A 24,096-nucleotide genomic window follows, 5' to 3' on the forward strand; every position below is an offset into this window, starting at 1 on the left:
ATACGGTCCGGAAAGACGCGCGGCGCCTTGAACCATTCGAGAAAGTCCCCGCGGGGGCTGAGTTCGATCCAGTCGTACCCCAGCTCTGCCACCTTCGACGGCAGCGCTTCGAGACTGAGATGGCGGTGCATGAAGGGGTCGAGGGCGATCTTCATGACGGGTGCTCCTTCCGGTGGCCGCCTGAGCGGCGCAGGTCCTTGTCCTTCGGCAAACCTCTCCCGGTCCCCTTTCGCGAAGGGGTGGCGGTCTGCGCTCATGTCTTGGCGGGACGCCCGGCGCGCGGTGCCGGGCGCACCTCAGGGGATGGCCTCAGGCCGCGCCGGCGTATTCTTCCTGCGTCTTGGCGCCGGTGATATAGGCCACCACGTCCTGCCCGTCGGTGTCTTCCTTGCGCAGGTTGGCGACGATGCGGCCGCGGCGGAACACCACGATCCGGTCGCAGATCTCCATGACCTGCCGCATGTTGTGGCTGATCAGGATCACCGGCTCGCCCTGCGATTTCAATGTGTGCAGGATGTTCTCGACCTGCGCGGTCTCCTGCACGCCGAGCGCCGCGGTGGGCTCGTCCATGATGATCAGCTTGGACTTGAAGGTGGCGGTGCGGGCGATCGCGACGCATTGGCGCTGGCCGCCCGACATGTTCTGGATGGTGTTGTTGATGTTGGGGATCTTCACCCCGGTCTTCTGCAACCCCTCCAGTGTCGCCTTGCGCATCGCCTTGTAGTCGAGGATCGAGAACGGCCCGAGCCTGAAGCGCACCAGCTCGCGGCCGAGGAACAGGTTGTCCGGCACGTTGAGGTGGTCGGCCAGCGCGAGGTTCTGGAACACCGTCTCGATGCCGGCCTCGCGGGCCTCGAGCGGGTCCTTGAACGCGACGTCGTGCCCGTCGAACCAGATCGTGCCCGAGGTGCGCTGTTCGACCGCGGTGATCTGGCGCACGAAGGTCGACTTGCCCGCGCCGTTGTCGCCCATGATCGCCACGGCCTCGCCCCGGCGGATTTCGAAATTGGCACCTTCGAGGGCGTGGACCCCGCCATAGTGCTTCGTCAGGTTCTCGGTTTTCAGAACGATGTCGGACATTTCCACTCCCCCCTCAAATCCGGTCCGAATGACGGGACTGCCGCCACTGGTCGAGCACTACGGCCCCGACGATGATCACGCCCTTGACCATTTCCTGGTAGTAGGCGTCGAGCTTGAGGAAGGTGAAGCCGGAGATGATCACCCCGAAGATCAGCGCGCCCAGCACCGTGCCCAGCACCGAGCCCCGGCCGCCCTGCAGCGAGATGCCCCCGATCACCGCCATGGCGATGGCGTCGAGCTCGTACATCACCCCCATGCCCGACTGCGCGGTGAGGTTCTTCGAGCTGAGCACGATCGCGGCCAGCGCCGCCAGCACGCCGGCGATGGTGTAGACCAGCACCTTGTGGCGGGCGACCTTGATGCCGGACATGCGCGCGGCGGATTCCGACGAGCCGATGGCATAGGTGTGCTTGCCGTAGACCGTATATTTCAGCGCCAGCGCGAAGAGGATGGCGACCCCGGCAAAAATCAACACGGGCGTCATGCCGGCCCCGAGCGCGGCGTAACTCTCGGTGGGGAACGACACCGGCTGGCCCCTGGTCCACCACTTGGCGATGCCGCGCGCCGCGACCATCATGCCGAGCGTGGCGATGAACGGCGGAATGCGGGTATAGGCGATGAGCAGCCCGTTGATCCCCCCGGCCACGAGACCGCAGAGCAACCCGACCAGCAGCGGCACGGCCAGCGGCAGATCCACCCAGCCCTGCGTGAAGAAGACCGCGCGGGTGTTCTCGGCGCCATAGACGGTGCCGGCCTGCGCGAAGCTCATGGCGATCATCGCCGTCGCGCCCACCACCGAGCCGGAACTAAGGTCGATGCCGCCCGAGATGATCACCTGGGTCACGCCGATGGCGATGATGCCGATGATCGAAACCTGCAGGATGATGATCTTCAGCCGTGCCATGTTGAACAGCCCGTCGACGCTGTCGCGGGTATTGAACAGGAAGCTGTCGTGCATGAAGATCCGACCGAGGATCTCGAAGATCGCGACGATGAGGACCAGCGCAAGCGCCACACCCAGTTCGGGCGGCAAGGCGCGCTTCTTGGTGTCAAAAGTCAGGCCACCTATGCCGTGCGTCGTGTCTGTCATGGGGTCTCCTCCTGCGCGGGCAAGGCCCGCGCGCCTGTCGTCCGGGGCGGCCCACCTCTGCGCCGCCCCGGTTCGGCTCAGTTCTTCGCGAGGTATTGCTCGCGGGTGTCGGGGGTGACGAGCTGGAAGGGGATGTAGACCTTCTGCGCCACCTCCTCGCCCTTGGCGAGCTTCAGCGCCGCGTCGAGCGCGCCGCCCCCCTGCCCCGCCGCGTCCTGGAACACCGTCACATCGAGGTCACCCGCGCCCATCGCCGCCAGCGCATCCTGCGTGGCATCGACCCCGCCGACGATCACCTCTTCCATCGAGAGGCCCGCGGCCTTCATCGCCTGGATCGCCCCAATGGCCATCTCGTCGTTGTTCGAGATCAGCGCATCGAAGGGCGCGCCGGTGGACAGCCAATTGGTCATCAGGTCCTGGGCCTCGTCCCGGCTCCAGTTGGCGGTCTGCTCATCGATGACTTCGAGCGTCACACCGCAGTCCCCCGAAGCCATCACGTCGTGGATGTCCTTGGTCCGCTGCACCGCGGCCTGGTTCGACAGCTCGCCCATCATCACGTAGATTTTCGCAGGATCCTTGCCCTTCTCGGCGAGCAGGCGGCAGACTTCCTTGGTCTCGAGCGTGCCGCTCTCGCGCTCGTCCGAAGCGACAAAGGCCTGGTTGTCGGGCAGCGCGTCGACGTTGATCGGCTCGCGGTTGACGAAGACCAGTGGCACACCGGCGGCAGAGGCGGCATTGGTCATCGCCTCGGTGGCCGAGGTGTCGACCGGGTTGACGATGATCGCATCAACACCAGAGGCGACGAAATTGTTGATCTGGTCGAGCTGCTTGGCCACGTCGTTCTGCGCGTCCTCGACCTGGATGTCGACACCGTCCATGGCCTTGGCCTGGTCGATCATCCCGTTGCGCAGCACGGTCAGAAAGTTGTCATCGAAAAGCGCCATCGAGACGCCGACGGTCTCGGCCTGCGCGGCGCCTGCCACGGACAGGACCAGGGCCGTCGAGATAAGAAGCTTCTTCATTATATCTCCTCCAAAACGTAACGTGGCCTGCTCTGGGCAAAGCTCTCCCGCGCTCCGAACGCGGGGTTCGAAGGTCGTTTGGCTGAGGTCTGAGACCAGGGAACACGGCAACGCCTCCCAACGTTGCGAGGCTCAGCATTCGTCAAAGCCGACGTTCGGTCAACGCATCTCGCGAGCGGAAATCCATCATCTATGATGGAAAATGATGCGCAATGATGGCTTTTCTATCAGGAGAGGGATTCCGGCGTGTAGATCCGTGGCGCAAAGAACTTCTGCCCCGGCGTGTCGGCCATGCCGTTGTCGTAGGTACTGCCCGCAAGCGCCAGCAGGTCGGTCACGATCTGCCGCAGCGGTGTCCCGAAGACGATGGACACGACGCCGTTCTGCAAGCCGCTATAGGACTCCGGGGTCAGTTCGTTGACGATGAGCGCATGGCTGTCGGGCTCTCGGCACTCTTCAAAGGCTGCGATCGCCCCCTCCATGCCGCCGCCCGCAACGTAGAGCCCGACCAGATCGGGATGCCGGGAGAGCAATTCGCAGGTTGCATCGTAAGTCAGATCACGGGTCTCTAGATTGATCTGGGCTTCGAGCAACTCGAACCCCCGTCCGTATTCCCGGATGAAACTGCGCAGCCCCGTCTCGCGCAGTTCGTGACCATGGTAGCGGTGCGCGCCGATGAAGATGCCGATCTTGCCAGGCCGTGGTGCGATCTTGGAAATCAGCCAACCGGCAGTGCGACCAACCCGTAAATTATTGAGCCCAAAATAACTTTCTCGCACGCCCTGCGCGAAATCCGACAGGAGCGAAAACGTCGGTATCCCTGCATTGCGCAACTCGAGCACCGCCGACGTCACCTCGTGGTGGTCGATCCCCGTGCTGGCCACGGCATGCACCCTGCCCTTGAAGGACCGCAGGATTTCGGCGAGCTCCTGCGGGCGCGTCGACTGCGCGTAGCGGAAATCGAGCCGGACGTTCCGGGTGGTGACCTGACGCGCCTGTTCTTCGAACTCGCGCTGGAACTCCTGATAGAACGCATGGCGCGGCTTTTGCAGCACGACGCCAAGGCGCAGTTCCGGCAGGTCCGTCATGATGCGCTGCCGGATCGCGTTGGCCCCATGGTAGCCGATCGCGTCGGCCGCCTCCTGCACCTTGCGCGCGGTTTCCTCGCGCACCTTCATCCGACCGCTCATCACCCGATCCACCGTGGCGACACTGACGCCGGCGGTCCGGGCCACATCGGAAATTGTCGGTCTCTTCATTGCAGGGGTTCCAACTCTCGGAGGGAAGACCAGAGAACCCGCTGATAGACTTCATTGCAAGATCCGAGCGTGCGCCCGCGATGAGGAACCACCTGCCCGATGCACCGATGGGCCGGCGCATCGGGCAGGCGGCGGCACCGCCACTCGGTGCCCCGAAATGCCGTCGCGAACCCGCTTGCAACTCGGCCAGACCATCCCCACCTGACACTCCGCGGGCCGGGCCCCTCTGGCGAGAACATGACCTCTCGCGATGTCGGACCGCATCGAGACTGCTCGATGCCCTGCCTGGATCCCCTGACATCCCGCAGACGTCGAGCCGTGATGCATCGACGAGGTTCCCCGTGGAAATCCTTCTCCTCCTGTTCTTCGGTCAGCCGCTCTGGATGTGGCTGACATTCTTCGCGATCGTGATCGGGCTTCTTGTGCTCGACCTCGGAGTCTTCAACCGCCAAGACCATGTGATCGGTGTCGCCGAAAGCCTGAGAACCTCTGCCTTCTACATCTCTCTCGGCGTGGCCTTCGCAGGCTTTGTCTGGTGGCAGATGGGGTCCGAGCCGGCGGCGCAATACCTGACGGCCTTCGTCGTCGAGAAGACGCTGGCGCTCGACAACATCTTCGTGATCGCGCTGATCTTCGGCTTCTTCGGCATACCCGCCGCCTATCAGCACCGGGTGCTTTTCTGGGGCATCCTCGGGGTGATCGTGCTGCGCGGCATCATGATCGGCCTCGGCGCGGCACTGGTCGCGCAATTTCACTGGGTGCTCTACATTTTTGCAGGCGTCCTGATCCTGACCGGGATCAAGATGCTCTGTGCCGGTGACAAGCAGCCCGACATTTCGGCCAACCCCGTCGTCCGGTTGCTGACGCGCAGGCTCCGCGTCACGCCCGAGATCCGCGGCCATGGGTTCACCGTGAAGAAGACCGACCCGGTGACCGGCAGGACCCTGCGCTACGCGACACCGCTGCTGCTGGCGCTGATCGTCATCGAACTTGCCGACATCGTCTTCGCCGTGGACTCGGTGCCCGCGGTCTTCACCATCACCACCGATCCCTACATCGTCTACACCTCGAACATCTTCGCGATCCTCGGGCTGCGGGCGCTCTATTTCGCGCTCTCCGCGATCCTGCGGCGCTTTGCCTACCTCAAGTACGCCCTGTCGCTGCTGCTGGTGTTCATCGGCTCGAAGATTTTCATCGCCGATCTGATGGGATGGGAGAAATTCCCACCGCTCTGGTCGCTCGGCATCACCTTCGCCCTGCTCGCGGCGGGCGTGGTCTTCTCGCTCTGGAAGACGGGAGGCGCTGCCGAGCCGACCCCCGCCCCCGAGGCGGAAACCACCAGGGAGCTTCAGTAGCCCCGATGCTCCGCCGCGCCGCAGCCCTCCCTGCCCCGCACCGGGGCCGTGCACGAAGCGGAACAGCCCTCTTGCGGCACCGCCGGAAGAGGCGCGCTGCCCGACGCGATCACAGGCGCGAGACCTGCAATACTGCCGGGGCTGGCGCCGCGACGCGGCGCGGCGTAGGAAGGCCGACATGAGGATCGCCACCAACCATATCGCAGGCCGGATCAGGACGTTCGTCGCCCTGCTGGTCGCGCTCTGCGCGCTGGCCCTCTATCCCGCGCCGAGAGTTCCGGTGGCAAGCGCCCTGCAGGCCGGCGACACGATTGCCGGCTTTGCGCTGTCTGCGGCCAAGGGCATCGTTCCGGGTGCGACGCTCGACCATGCCTCGGCCCGTGCAAGCGATCCGGCGAGTCCCGATCCGCTGTTCCTCTACGCGGTCATATTTGCGCTCTGCCATCTCGCGCGCCCCCAGGCGGCGACGCTCGGGCTGTTGCATGTTCACGGTCCCGCCCCGAGCAGCCAGAGCACGCGGGGCGCCCACCCGCCGCGCGCGCCGCCCTTCGCCTGATGTCCCGAAGTCCCCGCCGCCGCTGACCCGCAGTCGGGCCACGCGCCGGGGCACCCGTCTCCCAACGAAAAATCAAGACAATGCGACACGTCCCGTGCCCATCAGGGGCCGGGAACTGTCCGGGATCCATCATGCAAAGACCAACTTTCTGGAAGCGCATCGGGGTATGGGGCGTCTGCCTGCTCTGCCTCTGGCTCGCGCTGCCCAACGCCTTCTACGGCCGCGTCGAGCGGCACAACGACCTCGCCGCGCAGCCCGCGGCGAGCGCCGAAATCTCAACCGAAACAAGCAGCTGGCCAAGCTGGCTGTCGTCCGGACTGATCAACCTCGGGCTCGATCTGCGCGGCGGTGCGCATCTGCTGGCCGAGGTCGACGTGGACGGCGTGGCCCGCGAGCGCATGGATGCGCTCTGGCCCGAGTTGCGCGATGCGCTGCGCGGCCTGCGCACGCAGGTCGGCACCATCCGACGGCTCGACGCCCCCGCGGGCGAATTGCACCTCGCGATCTCTGAGCCGCAGGGCATGGCCGCCGCGCTTGACGCCGCGCGCGGCTTCGCCACCCCGGTCTCGACGCTCTCCGGAGCGGGACAATCCGATCTCGAGGCACGCGACGAAAACGGCACGCTGGTGCTGCGCTACACCGAGGCAGGCCGCGCCCAGATGGCCGACCGTGTCGTCGCGCAGAGCCTCGAGATCATCCGCCGCCGCATCGACGAGGCGGGCACCCGCGAGCCCAGCATCCTGCGCCAGGGTGCCGACCGCATCCTGATCGAAGTGCCCGGCATCGACAGCGCCGAGACGCTGAAGAGCCTCATCGGCACCACCGCGAAACTCTCCTTCAACCAGGTGCTCGGCAGCGGCGCGGCGAACTCGGATGCGATCACCCTGCCCTCGGCAACCCAGCCCGAGCAAAGCTACACGCTCGATCCGCGCGCCGTGGTCACCGGCGAGGATCTGACCGACAGCCAGCCGAGCTTCGATCAGAACGGCCGCCCCGCAGTGACCTTCCGCTTCGACAGCTCGGGCGCCCGCGCCTTCGGCGATTTCACCGCCGCCCACATCGGCGAGCCCTTCGCCATCGTGCTCGACGGCAAGGTGCTGTCGGCGCCGGTCATCCAGAGCCACATCCCCGGCGGCTCGGGGATCATCACCGGCAACTTCACCGTCGAGCAGTCGACCGAGCTGTCCACCCTGCTCCGTGCGGGAGCCCTGCCCGCAGAGCTGCACTTCCTCGAGGAACGGACGATCGGACCCGAACTCGGGCAGGACAGCATCACCGCGGGCGCCCGCGCCGCCGCGGTCGGCCTGGCCGCGGTCTGCGTGCTGATGGTCCTCAGCTACGGTGGCTTCGGCCTTGTCGCCACCTTCGCGCTCGGCATGAACATGGCGATGCTGATCGGCCTTCTGTCGGCGATCGGAGCCACGCTCACCCTTCCGGGCATCGCCGGGATCGTGCTGACCATGGGCATGGCGGTGGATGCCAACGTGCTGATCTTCGAGCGCATCCGCGAGGAACTGCGGGTCGAGAAATCGGTCTGGCGCGCCGTCGGCAAAGGGTTCGACAATGCCTTCTCGGCCATTCTCGACTCGAACCTGACGGGACTTCTGACCGCCGGGCTCATGTTCTGGCTCGGCTCCGGGCCGGTGCGCGGCTTTGCCGTGACCATGGGCCTCGGTATCCTGACCTCGATGTTCACGGCGATCTTCGTCACCAAGCTGGTGCTGCAAGGCTGGCTGGAGTGGCGCAAGCCGCGCAGCTTGAAGATGTCGGGTCTGCTGAGCCGCCTTCCGGCCCAGACCTCGATCAACTTCTTCCGCGCGCAATACGCCACCTTCGGCGCCTCGGCGCTGGCGGTGGTGGTCTCGATCTTCCTGATCGCCAGCATGGGGCTCAATCTCGGGATCGACTTCAAGGGCGGCACCAGCATCCGCGCCGAGACCCACCAGACGCTCGACATCGGGGCCTATCGCAGCGCGCTTTCGGGCATCGGGATGGAGGACGCGGTGATCACCGAGGTCTTCGATCCCGGCTTCGCGCCGGACGAGCACGTTGTGTCCATACGCATCGGCGCCGAGGGCGGCGACGCGGCGCTCTCGCAGGAAACGCTGACCAAGGTGCAGGAGGCGCTGCGCGCCGCCGATCCGGGCATCGCCTTCACCTCGGTCGAGACGATCGGCGGCAAGGTCTCGGCCGAACTTCTGTGGACGGCACTTCTGGCCGTCGGCGCCGCGACCGCAGGGATCCTCGTCTACGTCTGGTTCCGGTTCGAATGGCAGTTCTCGGTCGGCGCGGTGGCCGCGCTGATCCACGACGTCGTGGTCACGCTCGGGGTCTTCTCGCTGTTCCAATTCAAGGTCGACCTGACCATCGTGGCGGCGTTGCTGACCATCCTCGGCTATTCGATCAACGACACGGTGGTGGTCTTCGACCGGGTGCGCGAGAACCTCAGGAAGTTCCGCCAGATGCCCTTGCGGGAGCTCCTGAACCTCTCGGCCAACGAAACGCTGAGCCGGACGCTGATGACCTCGCTGACCACGCTGGTGGCGCTGATCGCGCTGCTTGTGCTCGGCGGCGACGTGATCCGCGGCTTCGTCTTCGCGATCACCTTCGGCATCGTCATCGGCACCTGGTCGTCGATCTACGTGGCGAAGAACATCGTGCTGATGCTCGGCGTCGACCGGCGCAGCCGCGAGGAGCGCGAAGCCGCGCTGGCAGCGACGCACGGCTAGGCACCCACCGTGCCCCGCCCGTATCACGCGGGCGGGGCACTTCGTGCCGCGGCTATCGCCGCCGACACACACCGCGTCCTGCCCCTAATCCCTCCCGATGCCAGCAATATCACCGCGCCGCGCGCGCGGCTGCGCGCGCATGCCACCTTGCCGATCGCTTCGCTTCTTCACTTCTATATAGAACTTCTTGACTCACCTTATCGATGCGATTACCCAACACGGCGGGAAGGAGCTTGCCATGTCATCACAGACCCGACTCGAAGAAGACAGCCGCCTGCCGGCCTACCTGCGTCTGCGCGACCGCATCGCCGCGCGCATCGCCGCCGGGGAATGGGCTGCCGAGGACGCGCTTCCGTCCGAGAACGCGCTCGCGCGGGACTCGGGCTTTTCGGTCGGCACGGTGCGCAAGGCGCTTCAGCAGCTGGTTACCGAGGGGCTGCTCGAACGCCGTCAGGGCGCCGGGACCTTCCTGCGCAAACCCGCCTTCGAGCCGACGCTGTTCCGCTTCTTCGCATTGCAGGACGAAACTCGTGCGCAGACGATCCCGTTGAGCCGCCTCATCGCGCGCAGCGCGCAACGCGCGCCTGCCGAGGTCGCGCAGGTGCTCGGCACGGAGGACTGCATCCGCATCGACCGTCTGCGCCTGCTTCAGGACAGACCGATCCTCACCGAGGAAATCTGGCTGCCGCGCGCCCGTTTCGAGGGGATCGAGACCGTGGCCGAGGGCGAGATCGGCCCGTTGCTCTACCCGTTCTACCTCGAGCGCTTCGGGGTCTTCGTCGCCCACGCCGAGGACGAGGTGAGTTTCGCCAGCCCGCCCGCCGCCATCTTGAAGCGCCTGCGGCTTGCCGCCGGCGAGTCCGTCGCGGTGATCGAGCGCACCGCCTTCGCCCTCGACGGCAGCGCGATCGAGTGGCGCCGGGCAATGGGGCCGGCGCAGAGCTTCCGTTACCGAAGTCGCATCGGCTGAGACCTTTAACGGTCCGCTGCGCCCGGCACCGGACCTCCCCATAGGGCTCGAGCGCGTCCACTCCACGCTCGCCCGACTTCCCGGCCCCCTCCACGGAGCCCTCCCCTCCCTTGCAGGAGCGGGGTCGGGAAGCAGTTGCCCCACGACAAGAAGGATCCGGCATGGCCTCCCCCCCCCCGATCACCGGCATAGACACGCACGCGCATATCTTCGATCCGTCCGCGCCGATGGTGCCCGGCCGGCGCTACGCGCCGCGCTATGCGGCGACCGTCAGCGCGTGGCTGGCCCACATGGACAGGTCCGGTCTCAGCCACGGGGTGCTGGTGCAGCCGAGTTTTTACGGCACCGACAACCGTCTGGTCGCAGAGGCGCTCGCGGCGCATCCCGGGCGGCTTCGCGGCATCGCGGTGGTCGACCCGGCGATGCCGGAAAGCGCGCTGGCCGAGATGGCGGCGCAGGGCTTCGTCGGGGCGCGGCTCAACCTCGTTGGCAAGACGCTGGAAGACTACAGCAGCCGCGCCTGGCAGCGCTTCTTCCACCGCCTCGCCGAGATCGGTTGGCAGCTCGAGATCCAGCGCGCCTTCGAGGATTTCGCGCAGATCCTGCCCGCCATGACCCGCGCCGGCGGCGCGGTGATGATCGACCACTTCGGCCTGCCGCAAGGCGGCATCGACCCCGCGATCCCCACCCATGCTGCCGTGCTCGAGGCGCTGCGTGCCGCACCCAAGGCCTGGGTGAAACTCTCTGCCCCCTACCGCAGCGGCCAGGATGCGGCCCAGGCCGCAGCCTCGCTGACGCATCTGCGCGAGGCCTGCGGCGGCGTGGACCGTTTCGTCTGGGGCAGCGACTGGCCGCACACCCAGCACGAGAAGGACGCCAGCTACTCCCAGCAGGTCGCGCGCCTGGCGCAACTGCTCCCCGATGCCGCCGACCGGCGCCGCGTCCTCGTCGAGAACCCGGCGGCGCTGTTCCGCTTCACCTGACACCGCCCGCGAGACAAGGGAGGAAACCTATGAGTCTCATCACCGTGCTGGCCATCGTGCTGGCCATCATCCTCGGCTACAAGACCCGCATCAACATCGGCCTCTTCGCCATTGCCTTCGCCTATCTCATCGGGGCGTTCCTGATGGGGCTGAAGCCATCCGAGATCGTTGCCATGTGGCCGCTGAAGATCTTCTTCGTGATCTTCTCGGTCTGCCTTTTCTACAGCTTCGCCATGGTCAACGGCACGCTCGAGAAGCTGGCCGGGCACCTGCTCTACCTCTGCCGCGGCGCGCCCTGGCTTCTGCCCTACGCGGTCTTCATGACGGCGACGGTGATCGCGGGGATGGGCGCGGGCTATTACACCGTGCTGGCCTTCATGGCACCGATCACCCTGCTGCTCTGCCGCCGCACCGGCATGGACCTGATCCTTGGAGGCATGGCGGTGAACTACGGCGCGCTCGGCGGCGCCAACTTCATGTCGAGCCAGTCCGGCATCATCTTCCGCGGGCTGATGGCCAATGCCGGGATCGACGCCAACGCCGCCTTCGTCAACAGCGTGGCAATCTTCCTGGCGACCTTCCTGCTGCCGATCGTCGTGATCACGCTGATGCTCTTCGTGACCGGCAAGCACCGCGGTCTGCAGGCGGATCTCGAGATCGACCGGCCCGAGCCGCTCGACCCCAAGCAGCGCCAGACGCTCTGGCTGACTCTCGCGATGATGGCCATCGTGCTGGCCGCGCCGCTGGCGCACCTCGCCCTGCCCGGCAACGAGACCGCCGCCTTCATCAATTCGAAGATCGACATCGGCCTCATCGCCAGCGTCTTCTCGGTGATCGCGCTGCTGCTGAAGCTCGGCGACGAGCGCAAGGCCATTGCCTCGCTGCCTTGGCCGACGCTGATCATGATCTGCGGCATGGGGATGCTGATCTCGGTCGCCATCAAGGCCGGCACCATCGACCAGCTCGCCGCCTGGATCGGCGGCACGATCCCGCCCGTCCTGGTACCGCTCAGCTTCGGTGTGGTGGCGGCGATCATGTCGCTCTTTGCCTCGACGCTGGGGGTGGTGACGCCCGCGCTCTTCCCGATGGTGCCTGCACTGGCGACACAGTTGGGGCTGAGCCCGATGCTGATGTTCACCGCCATCGTGGTGGGCGCGCAGGCGACCTCGATCTCGCCCTTCTCCTCGGGCGGCAGCCTGATCCTCGGCTCGGCGCCGGATGCCGAGCTGCGCCACAGCCTATTCACCCGGCTGCTGCTGCGCGCCGCTCCCATCGGCTTCGTCGCGGCCATGCTGACGAACCTTGCACTGACCTTCCTGCTCTGACCTGCTCTGAGCAGGATCGGCTCCGGGCATCCCTTCGGGGCTGCCCGGAGCGCGGCGTGCCAAGGGGTCAGGCCTGTTCGCAGAGCCGACTCCGCGCGGCGCGGCGGGCCGAGACCCACTCCTGCGCCTGCACGATGATCATCCCCGACAGCACCAGCGCGCAGCCCAGCAGGAACTCGAAGCTCAGCGTCTCGCCGAGCAGCAGTGCCCCGCTCACGACGCCAAAGACCGGGGTCATGAAGGTGAGCACCCCGAGCCGCGAAGAGCGGTAGATTTGCAGCATGCGGAACCAGACCAGGAAGCTGAGGCTGCACACGATCACCGTCTGGAAAGACAGGCTGATCAGCACCGAGGCTGTCGGCTCCAAGGCAAGCCGCCCGGTCACCGCGCAGAATCCCAGCGCCGCAACGCCGGCGATCAGGAGCTGGTAGAAGAGCGTCTGCGCGGGCGGCGCCTCGGCGACACGGGTGGTGCGGATCACCACGGTGGTCAGTCCCCAGCACAGGCCCGCTCCCAGCCCCAGCATGTCGCCAAGGATCACGCCCGGCGTCAGTGCGGCCCCCGGTCCGTGCAGCTCGGGAAGCACGAAAATCGCGGCGACACCAAGGAAGGTGATCCCAACCCCGGTCCATTGCAGCACCCCCATGCGCTCGTCCGGCTGCGCCACATGCAGGCCAATCGCCGCAAAGATCGGCGCGGTGTAGAGAAAGACTGCCATGTGCGAAGCCGTGGTCCAGCGCAGCCCCTCGGCGACCAGCAGGAATTCGAGCGCGAAGAGTGTTCCCACGAGCAGGCCGGGGCCGAAGAACATCCCACGATGCCAGCGATCGCGCAGGAGCAGCCGGCTGAGCCCCAGCACGAGCCCCGCGGCGCAGACCGAGCGCAGGCCGATCTGCAACATGGGATCGATCGAGCCCGCGACGATCTTCATCGCGCTTTGCTGCAGCCCCCAGACCAGGCACAGCAGGACCATCACGGCGACGGCGGTGATATCTATGGGACGTTTCATGGCAGCACCGGGGACAAGCAGATCATGCGCCCTATCTAGCCTGGCGGATGCCCGGTATATAGTGCGCATCCGCCAATCGATAGCGCCGGATCGCCAGCAATGAACCCCGCCCAGAGCCCCCCTCATCTGCGCCACCCGCCGTTCCGGGACCAGCTTCCCGCGCCGATCTTCTTCCGGCTGGAGCACATGCCCGACAACGCCACCTACCCGGCCATGCAGCACCCCTGGGGAGAGTTCGTCTATTCCTTCAGCGGGGTCACCGAGCTGCGGCTCGAAGGACAGCATCTTCTGGCACCGCCGCACATGGGGTTCTGGATCCCGCCCGGCGTCAGGCACGTCGGCTTCAACCGCCGCGCCGCGGTGCATTTTTCGGCCTACATCAGCGAGGATCTCTGCGAGGCGATGCCGCGCCGCACCTGCTCGCTGCTGGTGACGCCACTCCTGCGCGCCCTCCTCGACAGCCTCGAGACGGCGGAATTCACCGGCGCGCCCGCGCAGGCCCGCCTGCTGCGCGTGATGGTGGACGAGCTGGCAGCCTGCGCCATCGCCGACAGCTTCGTGCCCGAGACCACTGACCCACGGCTCGCACCCCTGCTCGATGCCTTGCGCGAAGCCCCTGCCGATCCACGCAGCAACAGCCAACTGGCAAGGGACTTCGGACTGAGCGAAAGGACGCTCGCCAGGCGCTGCACGCAGGAGCTCGGCATGTCGCTCAACGAGTGGCGCCAGCGGGTGCGGGTGGTGCGGAGCGTCTCGCTCTTGCAGGAGGGCGCGAGCGTCGAGAGCGTCGCGCTTGACCTCGGCTATGGCACGGCCTCGGCATTCATCGCGATGTTCCGGCGCATCACCGGCAGCAGCCCGGCACGCTTCATCGGTCGCTGAGACCTCTCCGGCTGCACGGCTCCCAGACGCACCCCCACAGGCGCGGCGTGCTGCCTGTCTTCCGGCCCGGTGAGGGACATGACTCGCGTCCCGCCCTGCCCGTCACCGCGGTCTGGCGCGGCGGTCCGGCCAGTCATCTTGGGGCGCCGCCCACTGAATGCACAAGATCAAGGCGGCCCAATACGAAATTCTCGAATTTCAAAACATTCATGTTTGTTTTGAAATCCACCCATGCATACTGCGAGAAGACCTTGAGGATTCTGATGACCAAAGAGCCGAAGGACAGCGCCAATATTTCGCCCCCGCGTAAATCGGCGGGGCCGAAAAGAACGCAAGCCCAAAGGACGGAAGAAACGACCACCGCGCTATTCGAGGCCACGATGGAGTTGATGCTCTCGGACGGGCTTTCGCGGCTGACCACCCAGGCAATTGCGAAGAAGGCTGGCGTCTCGCGCGGGGCGCTGACCCACCATTTCCAATCGCGCGAGGAATTGATCGCGGAAGCGATTCACCACCACCTGACCGCGCTGAATGAGAAGCTGCTCGCCTTTGCCGAGACCATGCAGCGAAACGAGACCGAGGTCGGAGCGATCGCGGATTTTCTGTGGAAGATGATGTCTGGCGGCGTTTTCTACGTGACCCTCGAATATCTGCCAGAGGTGCGCCACAACGAGTCCCTCAAGGCCCGGCTGGTCCCGGTAACCAAGGAGTTTCACAACGGACTCGAGGCGATCTGGAGCCATGTCGCCGAGAAAACCTCCTGCGATCCGAAGCAGGCCTCGGTCATCCTGAACATGACGATGTGCCTGTTCCGGGGAATGATCGCTCAGACCATCCTGCGCGACGACCCCGACTACTATCGGGACATGCTGACCCAGTGGAAGCAAATCCTGCCAGTGCTGCTTCAACGCGAAGCTGGCGCCCCCCCTTCTTCATCCAATTGAAAGCGAGACTTCCATGACCGATGTGCTGATCCGGAATGCGCGGATTGTTGACGGAACATCCGACCAGGCAGCGGATGCCGTCTGCCTGCGGATCGCAGACGGCATCGTGCAGGAAGTCGGCACGGACCTGCCGGCGGGCGATGCGCTGGTGATCGATGCCAGCGGCCGTTTCGTGATGCCCGGCCTGATCGACGCCCATGTCCACGTGAACGCGGCCGATGCGGATCTCAGGGCCAACGCGGCGCTGCCCGATGCCATTGTCATGGTGCGCTCGATCAACCTGATGAACGCCATGCTGCTGCGTGGCTTCACCACAGTGCGCGACCTGGGCGGCGCGACGGGCGTGATGCGGGCGGCCACAGGTTACTCTCCGATCCCGGTGCCGCGGCTGAACATTTCGGGCAAGGCCCTGTCGCAGACCGGCGGGCATTGCGACCAGCGGGGGGTGTTCGACGAAAGCGCCACGCCGCGGGACAACGTTCCGCTGGGTGCGATGGGCCTCATCTGCGACGGCATCCCCGCGGTTCAGCGCGCGGCTCGGGCGCAGATCAAGGGCGGCGCAGACTTCATCAAGATCATGGCCAACGGCGGCGTGTCCTCGCCCACTGATCCGATCCACTTCCTCCAATACTCCCGCGCCGAAATCCGCGCGATCGTAGAAGAGGCCGAGAATGCCGGCACTTACGTGGCGGGCCATCTCTATACCGATGCGGCGATCGCACGCGCCGTCGAGTGCGGGGTGCATTCGCTGGAGCATTGCAACCTGATCACCCCCGAAACGGCGCGCCGCGCCGCCGAGGCGGGCTGCATCGCCTGCCCGACGCTTATCACCTATGACAAGCTGTCCAGCGAGGGGGAAAGCATGGGTCTGCCCGCCGCCTCCGTGGCCAAGGTCGATGACGTGCGTCTGGCCGGCATGGAATCGCTCGCGATCATGGCCGAGGCGGGCCTGCCCATGGCCTATGGCAGCGACCTGCTTGGCGGAATGCAAAAGCACCAGTCGGGCGAGTTCGAACTGCGAGGCCGGGTGCTCCCGGCGCAGCAGGTCATCGCTGCGGCCACGGGAATTGCCGCGCGCCTTCTGCGCATGGAGGGCAAGATCGGCACGCTTGCGCCGGGCGCCTTCGGCGACGTCGTCATCGTCGACGGCAACCCGCTCGAAGACCTTTCGGTGCTTTCGGGCCAGGGCGACCGGATCTCCACCATCCTCAAGGGCGGCGAGGTGATCAAGGGCTGAGACCCCCAAAGCAGCCGCGAGCAACTTTGCGCATATATTGAGCAATATCAATTACTTGCGCAAATTATCTACACCTCACCAAGAGACCGAAGGGATATCCGAGCAATCATTGGACGGGCTGGAAGCAGGCCCTCTAGCATCTGACGAAACGACGATCCGGGGCGCAGGCCCCGGATCGTCCCGAGTAGGACCGAGGGAGATTTCCATGACCACTGGCACGCGCCAGATCCTCTTCAAGAACGTTCGGCTGCTCGATCCCGAGCAGGACGAGCTCCGCGACGGGCTGCGTCTGCTGGTCGAAGGCGAGCGGATCCGTGAAATCGGGGAAAGCGTCACTTCCGGGCAGGCCGATGTCATCGATTGCGGCGGCCGCGTGCTGATGCCCGGCCTGATCGACAGCCACGTCCATGTGGTCCTGAACGAGGTCTTTCTTCCGAAGCTCGAAAGCCAGCCGCTGACGCTGATGACCGCACATGCGATGGTCGAGATGAAGGCCATGCTGGGGCGCGGCTTCACCACCGTCCGCGATACCGGCGGGGCGGACTGGGGCCTGCGCAAGGGTGTCGAAGACGGCCATATCGAAGGGCCTCGGCTGTTCGTGGCCGGTCGCGCCATCGGGCCGACCGGAGGGCACAGCGACAGCCGCCGACGCACCGACACCGGCTTCCGCTGCGGCTGCTGCGATGCCATGGCCTTTACCCTGTCGCTTGCGGACGGTGTGCCGGAAGTGCGCCGCGCCGTGCGCGAGGAGATGCGCCAGGGCTGCGATCACATCAAGATCATGATGTCGGGCGGCGTTGCCTCGCCCTACGATCCGCTCGACAGTCTGCAGTTCTCGATGCCCGAGGTGCGCGCCGCCGTCGAGGAAGCCGAGGCCTTTGGTCGCTACGTCTGCGCCCATGCCTATTCGGCAGAGGCGATCCTGCGCGCAGCAGAGGGCGGCGTCCGCACCATCGAGCACGGCAACCTCATCAACGATGAGGCCGCGGCGAAGATGGCCGAGAAGGGCATGTTCCTCGTCGCCAATCTCGTTGCCTATACCGCGATGAAAGAGCGCGCCGCCGAATTCGGCATGAGCGCCGACATGCTCGAGAAGAACGACGTGGTGATCGAGGGGGGCCTGCGCTCGCTCGAGATCTGCAAGAGGGCCGGTGTCCCGGTGGCCTTTGGCAGCGACCTTCTGGGCCAGCTGCGCAGCGAGCAGAGCCGCGAGTTCCGCATCCGCGCGCAGGTGCTCTCGCCCATCGAGATCATCCGCTCGGCAACACTGGTCGGAGCGCAGTTGCTGCGCCGCGAGGGCGAGCTTGGCTGCCTGCGTCCCGGAGCCATGGCCGACCTGATCCTGCTCGACGGCAACCCGCTCGACGACCTCGCGCTCTTCGAGGGTCAGGGTCGGCACATGCCGATGGTGATGAAGGCCGGGCGCTTCCACCGGATGACCCTGAAATGACCGGACTGATGAAATCCCAGAGCGGAGACCGCAGATGACCGCACCGATCCTCTTCCGCAATCTCAAGCTGCTCGACCCTGCGTTCGACGAGCCGCGCGAGGGCTATGAGGTCGTCGTCGAAGGCGACCGCATCCGCGAGGTCTCGGACATCCCGATCGCCCTCAGCGAGGCCGAGATCATCGACTGCGGCGGCCGCGTCATGATGCCCGGCCTGATCGACTGCCACGTCCACTCGATGCACTCCGAGGTCTATACCCGCAAGCTCGAGGACATCCCCCTGACCCTGGCCGCGGCCCGCGCGGCGGGGCGTCTCAAGGGCATGATCGACCGCGGTTTCACCACGGTGCGCGACGCCGGCGGCACCGACTGGGGCATGAAGGCCGCGGTGGAACAGGGCCTGATCCCCGGCCCGCGCCTGTTCATTGCCGGCCGCTCGATCGGGCCGACGGGCGGGCACAGCGACGGCCGTCCGCGCACTTCGGATGGCTGGGACTGCCCGTGCTGCAACGGCTTTGCCTTCCTGCGCGTCGTCGTTGACGGCGAGGACGCGCTGCGCAAGGCCGTGCGCGAGCAGATGCGGCAGGGTTCGGACCACGTGAAAATCATGGTTTCCGGCGGCGTCGCCTCGCCGCACGATCCGCTCGACAGCCTGCAATTCTCGCTGGGAGAGATCGAGACCGCGGTCGAGGAGGCCGAGAACTTCGGGCGCTACGTGCTGGCCCACGCCTATTCCGCCGAGGCCATCACCCGCGCGGTCACCGCCGGGGTCCGCACCATCGAGCATGGCAACTTGATCGACGCCGCGGCGGCGCAGCTGATGGCCGAGCGCGGAGCCTACATGGTGCCCAACCTCGTGGCCTATGTGGCGATGAAGGAACGCGCAGCGGGTTACGGGATGCCCACCGACATGCTGGCCAAGAACGAGGTGGTTCTCGAAGGCGGCTACCGTTCGCTGGAGCTCTGCCGCGAGGCCGGGGTCAAGGTTGCCTACGGCACCGATCTTCTGGGCGAGCTGATCGAGGACCAGAGCCGGGAGTTCTCGATCCGGGCCGAGGTCATGCCCGCCATCGAGGTGATCCGCGCCGCCACGACCATCGGGGCCGAGGTGATCCGCCGCCCCGGCCAGCTTGGCACGATCGCGCCCGGAGCCTGGGCCGACCTGCTGCTGATCGATGGCGATCCGACGCGGGACATCACCCTGCTCGAAGGTCAGGGACGGCACATGGCGGCGATCATGAAGGGCGGAGACTTCCACAAGATGAACCTGGGAAGGGCCGCCTGATGACCGCACTCTCGCGACGCCACCTGGGCCGCTGGACGCTGAATGCGGCGGCCATGCTGTCCTTTCTTTACCTGTCGATCCCGCTGATCTTCGTGACCTGGCTGTCGTTCTACCGGCAGGAGATCCCGTCCTACCCGCCAGAGGGCTACTCGCTGCGATGGTATTCTGCGGCGATCGCCAACGAGCGGTTCATCGACGCCTTTGCCACCTCGGCGAAGGTCGGCATCCTGGCCACGATTATCGGCCTCGCCGTCGCGCTCCCGGCCGCGCTTGCGCTGAACCGCTACCGGTTCTTTGGCCACGCCGCGCTTGGCAACCTGCTGCTGATGCCGCTGATCGTTCCAGGGATCGTGCTGGGCTTCGCGCTCTACGTCTTCCAGGTCGAGACCGAGATCGCCACGGGCCTGCCGATCATGGGCAGCTTCGGGGGACTGGTGTTCGGCCACGTGCTGCTTGTGATCCCCTGGACCGTGCGCCTGATCCTCGCCAGCCTCGCGGGGTTCGACCGCACCCTGGAAGAGGCGGCGATGAACCTTGGGGCGGGGCGGCTGACGACCTTTCGCCGGGTGACCATGCCCTCGATCCTGCCGGGGATCGTCGCGGGGGCCCTCTTTGGCTTCGTCTCGTCCTTCGGCAACCTCGAGATGAGCCTCTTCCTGGTCGCGCCGGGCGAAACGACCCTGCCCATCGCCATCCTGCAATATCTGCAATGGCGCATCGACCCGACCATCGCAGCGATCTCGGTGCTGCAAATCCTGATCATCGCGGTGGCACTTCTGGTGACCGATCGTTTCGTGAAACTGAGCCGGGTGGTATAATGGCTGGACTACAACTTCATGGGCTGACCAAGCGGTACGGCGACTTTCACGCGACGCAGAATGTCGAACTGGATGTGAAGGAAGGCGAGTTCCTGGTTCTCCTCGGACCGTCCGGCTGCGGCAAGACGACCACGCTGAGGATGATCGCGGGCTTCGTCGATCCCACCGAAGGCAGCATCCGGATCGGCGGCAAGGACGTCACGCTGCTGCCCCCTTGGAAACGAAACACCGGGCTGGTGTTCCAGAACTACGCGCTTTTCCCGCATATGACCGTCGCACAGAACGTCGCCTTCGGGCTGGAAATGCGCGGCGTTCCCAAGAGCGACATCGGCCCGAAGGTGCAGGACGCACTGGATCTGGTGCAGCTCGGCCACCTTGCCGGCCGCTACCCCCGCCAGATGTCGGGAGGCCAGCAGCAGCGCGTCGCCCTTGCGCGGGCGCTCGTGTTCCGCCCCGACGTGCTGCTCCTCGACGAGCCGCTCTCCAACCTCGATGCCAAGCTGCGCCACGAGGTCCGCATCGAGATCCGCGCGCTCCAGCAGCGTCTCGGGATCACCGCCGTCATGGTCACCCACGACCAGGAAGAGGCGCTCACCATGGCCGACCGGCTGGTGGTGATGAGCGATGGCCAGGTCCGCCAGGTCGGCAGCCAGCGCGATCTTTACGAGCGCCCCGCCAGCCGCTTCGTGGCCGGATTTGTCGGGCGCTCGAGCTTCCTCGAGGGAGAGGTCCGCGATGGCCGCTTCACCACCGCTGGCGGGCTCACGCTGCCCTGCGACAAGCCCATGCGCGGCCCCGCCGTCATCGCGCTGCGCCCCGAGCGCATGACCGTCGCCGCGCAACCTCATCCCGGCAGCGTGCCGGGCGAGGTCGAATTCGTCTCTTACATGGGCGGCCTCATCGATCTGCACCTGCGCCTCAGCCCGACCGACCTGGTCGTAGCGCAGGTCAGCAACCGCGAAGGCAGCCTGATCCCCGAACTTGGTGACACCGTGCACGTCAGCTGGCCCGATGCCACCGCATTCCCCGCGAGCGATCCACACGCGCGCGGGCATTGACCCCACCGCCCCGGAGAAGGGCGGCCCTGGCCCGAACGGCCCCAACAGTTGGAGAAAATGATGACGAAGAAGACCCCTTCCCTTTGCTTGAATCGCCGCCACCTGATGATGGGCATGGCTGCCGGGGCCGCGAGCCTTGCAGCGCCCTCGATTTCCCGCGCCGCGGGCGGTCGCGTGGTCGTCGGCACCTGGGGCGGCGATTACGGCCGCCTGCTGAACGAGAACATCGAACAGCCCTTCCTGATCTCGAATGGCTGGGAGGTGATCCAGGACCAGTCCGGTGACCCCGAGCGCCGCGCCAAGATGGCCGCCGAGCGCCGCCTGCCGCGCGGCTCGACGGACATCCAGGGCCTGACCGGCGTCAACATGTACCTCGTTTACGAACAGGGGCTGACCGAGACGGTCGACTACTCGAAGCTGAAGAACGGCGGCAACCTTTTGCCCGCCATGAAGCACGACTTCGGCGTCGGCCACATCTACTCGGGCATGGTCGCCGTCTATAACCCCGACATGGTTGAGGCGCCCAAGTCCTTTGCCGATGTCTTCGACCCCAAGTGGGGCGACAAGATGGGCATCATCGACATCCAGTACCAGTACACCATGCTGGCCGCGGCGCTTGCGGCCGGGGGCGGCATGTCGGATGTCGAGCCCGGCAAGCCGCTGCTGACCGCGGCCCGCGCCGCCGGTGCCCGCATCTACCCGACCAACGAGGCTTTCGCACAGGGCCTGTCGAACGGCGAAATCGGCATTGGCGTCATGTGGAAGGCGCGCGTCGTCCAGTGGCAGAACGCCGGGATCCCGGTTCAATCGATCGCCCCCACCGAAGGCGCCATCGCCTATGAATCCGGCTTCGTGATCCCCAAGAACGCGCCGAACATGGAAGGCTCCTACGCCTATCTCGACGCCATGCTCGAGCCCGCGGCGCAGGAGGCCTTTGCCGAGGACATGGGCTACAACCCGACCATCACCAACGCCAGCGTGCCGGGCGATCTGCAACAGAAGATCGGCTTCACCGAGGAAGAGGTCGCGAACCTCAAGTCGCCTGACTACGGCTACATCCTCGAGAATGATGCCGAGATGAAGGGCTGGTGGGACAAGGACTTCAAGGCCTGACGCAGCAGAATTTCCGCCGGGCTCACAAGCCCGGCGGCACCAAGTTTCAGTCGAGGAAGACCGATGTCCAGCATCACGCTGACCGAACGCCGCAAGCTGCGGGCACAGGGGCTGACCGCCTCCGGGCTGATCGGCCCCGCCACATTCATCGTCGCCCTCGGAGTGCTGGGACCGCTCCTGCTGCTGGCGCGCTACAGCCTGAACCTTTACGATCCCCGCGAGCTGATGATCTCGGCCTTCTCCGCGCAGAACTACATCGAGTTCTTCTCGGACACATATTACCTGTCGACCTTCTGGACCACGATCCGCATCTCGCTGCTCTGCACGGTGATCTGCATCGTTCTCGGATTTCCACTGGCCTACGTGCTGGCGCGCACCCAGTCGCGCTACAAGAACCTGATGATCATCGGCGTGGTCATTCCGCTCTTTGTCGGCAATGCCGTCCGCGCCGCCGGATGGATGACATTGCTCGGCAGCCGCGGCTTCCTGTCGGTCTGGCTGATGCGCCTCGGGATCACCGACGAGCCGGTCGAGATCATGTACTCCGAAACCGCGGTCGTGCTCGGCATCGTCGCGGTCAACCTGCCCTACATGGTGCTCACGCTGCAAAGCGTCATCGAGAGCATCGGCCGGCATATCGAAGAGGCCGCCTTCTCGCTCGGCGCCGCGCCCATGGTCATGTTCCGCCGCGTGCTCTGGCCGCTGGCACTCCCCGGCACCACCGCCGGCGTCATCCTCACCTTCATCCTTGCGATGAACGCCTATGCCACGCCCGTGCTGTTGGGTGGGCCGGAATTCCGAATGATGTCGCCGATGATCTACAACCAGTTCCAGCTGAACAACTGGCCCTTCTCCGCCGCCGTCGCCTTCGTGCTGATGGCCAGCACACTGGTCCTGACGGTTCTCGCCGGGATCATGACCCGCCAGAAGTTCCGCGACTGACAAGGAGAGCCAAATGTCCGTTCCCGTCACCGTGCTCACCGGCTTTCTCGGCGCCGGCAAGACGACGCTCCTGCGTGCCCTGCTCCGCGATCCGGGCGGGCTGAAGATCGGCGTGCTGGTCAACGATTTCGGCGAGATCAACATCGACGCGGCGCTGGTGGTCGAGGGTCAGGCCGACAGTCTCACCCTGTCCAACGGCTGCGTCTGCTGCACCATCCAGACCGAGCTGGTCGAGGCGATCGAGAAACTCCTGCGCGACCGCCCGGATCTCGACCGCATCGTCATCGAGGCGAGCGGCGTCTCGCGCGCCCTGCCGCTCGCCGATCTGGTGGAAAGCGAGGCGCTTGCCGGGCGCATCCGGCTCGACGGGATGTTCTGCCTGGTCGATGCCGCCGGGTTTCCCGAGCTCGATTTCGCCGCAACCGAGCTGGCCCTCGACCAGATCACCGGGGCCGATGTGATCTTGCTCAACAAGGCCGACCTGGTCTCGGAAGCCGACATGGCGGCCCTGAAGAGCCGGCTGTCGGGTGTGCAGGGCTCGGCGCGCATGCTGCCCTGCGTCGCCGCCGAGTTGCCGCGCGAGGTGCTTTTCGGGGCGGTCGAACGGTCCGCACCGCGGCATCACGGCCACGGACCCGGCTGCGGCTGCGATCACCCTCACGCATCGGGTGATCACCTCTCCGCCTTCACCTCCTGGTCGTGGCACAGCGCAGAGCTGCTCGACGAAGCCCGCTTGCGCCGCGCCCTGCGCGACATCGGCCGCGGCTTGCTCCGTGCCAAGGGGGTGCTGCGCGTGGTGCGCGGCGACGGCCACAGCGCCCTGCTCGAATACCAGCAGGTCGGCCGCCGCGCACGCTGGACCGAGATGCCGCCGGGTGCCGAGGCCACCGAAAGCCTTCTCGTGACCATCGGGCTCGGCGATGCCGTGGACCCGGACCGCTTCGCCGCCCTGCTCGAGACCTGCCGTGACGGGGTCGCCGCCTGAGGCGCTC

The 24,096-nt window shown here is 66.1% G+C and carries 21 protein-coding genes; 16 read left to right on the forward strand and 5 right to left on the reverse strand.

Features of this window, described 5'->3' with window-relative positions; translation table 11 throughout:
• Positions 1-309 precede the first annotated feature (309 nt).
• The 4 genes from IQ782_RS25905 to IQ782_RS25920 form a co-directional block, all read right to left on the reverse strand.
• The gene (locus IQ782_RS25905; RefSeq protein WP_194137574.1) at positions 310-1,080 is read right to left on the reverse strand and encodes an ATP-binding cassette domain-containing protein; all 771 of its coding nucleotides are present in this window, start codon (positions 1,078-1,080) and stop codon (positions 310-312) included.
• A gap of 13 nt (positions 1,081-1,093) precedes the next feature.
• Positions 1,094-2,170, reverse strand: coding sequence for an ABC transporter permease (locus IQ782_RS25910; RefSeq protein WP_194137575.1), 1,077 nt, complete (start codon positions 2,168-2,170; stop codon positions 1,094-1,096).
• A gap of 77 nt (positions 2,171-2,247) precedes the next feature.
• Positions 2,248-3,192: a sugar ABC transporter substrate-binding protein gene (locus IQ782_RS25915; protein WP_194137576.1), complete on the reverse strand. Its 945-nt coding sequence runs from the start codon at positions 3,190-3,192 to the stop codon at positions 2,248-2,250.
• 227 nt (positions 3,193-3,419) lie between these two features.
• Positions 3,420-4,451 (reverse strand): LacI family DNA-binding transcriptional regulator, encoded by a 1,032-nt coding sequence (locus IQ782_RS25920; protein WP_194137577.1) that lies wholly within the window; start codon positions 4,449-4,451, stop codon positions 3,420-3,422.
• A 341-nt stretch (positions 4,452-4,792) separates the two neighbouring features.
• Between IQ782_RS25920 and IQ782_RS25925 the strand changes: the two genes are divergently transcribed.
• From IQ782_RS25925 to IQ782_RS25950, 6 genes are all read left to right on the forward strand, one after another.
• The gene (locus IQ782_RS25925; RefSeq protein WP_194137578.1) at positions 4,793-5,806 is read left to right on the forward strand and encodes a TerC/Alx family metal homeostasis membrane protein; all 1,014 of its coding nucleotides are present in this window, start codon (positions 4,793-4,795) and stop codon (positions 5,804-5,806) included.
• 178 nt (positions 5,807-5,984) lie between these two features.
• On the forward strand, positions 5,985-6,362 hold the full coding sequence (locus IQ782_RS25930; RefSeq protein ID WP_194137579.1) for a hypothetical protein: 378 nt from the start codon (positions 5,985-5,987) through the stop codon (positions 6,360-6,362).
• A gap of 131 nt (positions 6,363-6,493) precedes the next feature.
• Positions 6,494-9,091, forward strand: coding sequence for a protein translocase subunit SecD (secD, locus tag IQ782_RS25935; protein WP_194137580.1), 2,598 nt, complete (start codon positions 6,494-6,496; stop codon positions 9,089-9,091).
• A 238-nt stretch (positions 9,092-9,329) separates the two neighbouring features.
• Positions 9,330-10,061, forward strand: coding sequence for a GntR family transcriptional regulator (locus tag IQ782_RS25940; RefSeq protein WP_194137581.1), 732 nt, complete (start codon positions 9,330-9,332; stop codon positions 10,059-10,061).
• A 161-nt stretch (positions 10,062-10,222) separates the two neighbouring features.
• Positions 10,223-11,044 carry an amidohydrolase family protein gene (locus IQ782_RS25945; protein WP_194137582.1) on the forward strand — a complete coding sequence of 274 codons (822 nt, stop codon included), beginning with the start codon at positions 10,223-10,225 and terminating at the stop codon, positions 11,042-11,044.
• A gap of 29 nt (positions 11,045-11,073) precedes the next feature.
• On the forward strand, positions 11,074-12,369 hold the full coding sequence (locus IQ782_RS25950; protein ID WP_194137583.1) for an SLC13 family permease: 1,296 nt from the start codon (positions 11,074-11,076) through the stop codon (positions 12,367-12,369).
• A gap of 67 nt (positions 12,370-12,436) precedes the next feature.
• Here IQ782_RS25950 and IQ782_RS25955 read toward each other — a convergent pair whose 3' ends face one another.
• Positions 12,437-13,378 carry a DMT family transporter gene (locus tag IQ782_RS25955; protein WP_194137584.1) on the reverse strand — a complete coding sequence of 314 codons (942 nt, stop codon included), beginning with the start codon at positions 13,376-13,378 and terminating at the stop codon, positions 12,437-12,439.
• 99 nt (positions 13,379-13,477) lie between these two features.
• On the opposite strand from IQ782_RS25955, the gene IQ782_RS25960 reads away from it, so the two are divergent.
• From IQ782_RS25960 to IQ782_RS26005, 10 genes are all read left to right on the forward strand, one after another.
• Positions 13,478-14,260, forward strand: a complete 783-nt coding sequence (locus IQ782_RS25960; protein WP_194137585.1) for an AraC family transcriptional regulator — start codon at positions 13,478-13,480, stop codon at positions 14,258-14,260.
• Positions 14,261-14,523: 263 nt separating this feature from the next.
• Positions 14,524-15,204: a TetR/AcrR family transcriptional regulator gene (locus IQ782_RS25965; protein WP_194137586.1), complete on the forward strand. Its 681-nt coding sequence runs from the start codon at positions 14,524-14,526 to the stop codon at positions 15,202-15,204.
• Between the two features lie 13 nt (positions 15,205-15,217).
• Entirely contained in the window at positions 15,218-16,441 is a 1,224-nt protein-coding gene (locus IQ782_RS25970; protein ID WP_194137587.1) for a metal-dependent hydrolase family protein, read from the forward strand.
• A gap of 205 nt (positions 16,442-16,646) precedes the next feature.
• Positions 16,647-17,891, forward strand: a complete 1,245-nt coding sequence (locus IQ782_RS25975; RefSeq protein ID WP_194137588.1) for a metal-dependent hydrolase family protein — start codon at positions 16,647-16,649, stop codon at positions 17,889-17,891.
• Positions 17,892-17,925: 34 nt separating this feature from the next.
• On the forward strand, positions 17,926-19,173 hold the full coding sequence (locus tag IQ782_RS25980) for a metal-dependent hydrolase family protein (protein WP_194137589.1): 1,248 nt from the start codon (positions 17,926-17,928) through the stop codon (positions 19,171-19,173).
• Entirely contained in the window at positions 19,173-19,991 is an 819-nt protein-coding gene (locus IQ782_RS25985) for an ABC transporter permease (RefSeq protein WP_194137590.1), read from the forward strand. The genes IQ782_RS25980 and IQ782_RS25985 overlap by 1 nt, the downstream gene beginning before the upstream one ends.
• The gene (locus tag IQ782_RS25990) at positions 19,991-21,049 is read left to right on the forward strand and encodes an ABC transporter ATP-binding protein (RefSeq protein WP_194137591.1); all 1,059 of its coding nucleotides are present in this window, start codon (positions 19,991-19,993) and stop codon (positions 21,047-21,049) included. The genes IQ782_RS25985 and IQ782_RS25990 overlap by 1 nt, the downstream gene beginning before the upstream one ends.
• 60 nt (positions 21,050-21,109) lie before the next feature.
• Positions 21,110-22,162 carry an extracellular solute-binding protein gene (locus tag IQ782_RS25995; protein ID WP_194137592.1) on the forward strand — a complete coding sequence of 351 codons (1,053 nt, stop codon included), beginning with the start codon at positions 21,110-21,112 and terminating at the stop codon, positions 22,160-22,162.
• Between the two features lie 63 nt (positions 22,163-22,225).
• Complete coding sequence (locus IQ782_RS26000; RefSeq protein WP_194137593.1) at positions 22,226-23,104, forward strand: ABC transporter permease; 879 nt, start codon at positions 22,226-22,228, stop codon at positions 23,102-23,104.
• Positions 23,105-23,117: 13 nt separating this feature from the next.
• The gene (locus IQ782_RS26005) at positions 23,118-24,089 is read left to right on the forward strand and encodes a CobW family GTP-binding protein (protein WP_194137594.1); all 972 of its coding nucleotides are present in this window, start codon (positions 23,118-23,120) and stop codon (positions 24,087-24,089) included.
• Positions 24,090-24,096 lie beyond the last annotated feature (7 nt).

Origin of the sequence: Salipiger mangrovisoli, from assembly GCF_015223355.1 — a bacterium.
In the GTDB taxonomy this organism is placed as follows: domain Bacteria; phylum Pseudomonadota; class Alphaproteobacteria; order Rhodobacterales; family Rhodobacteraceae; genus Salipiger; species Salipiger mangrovisoli.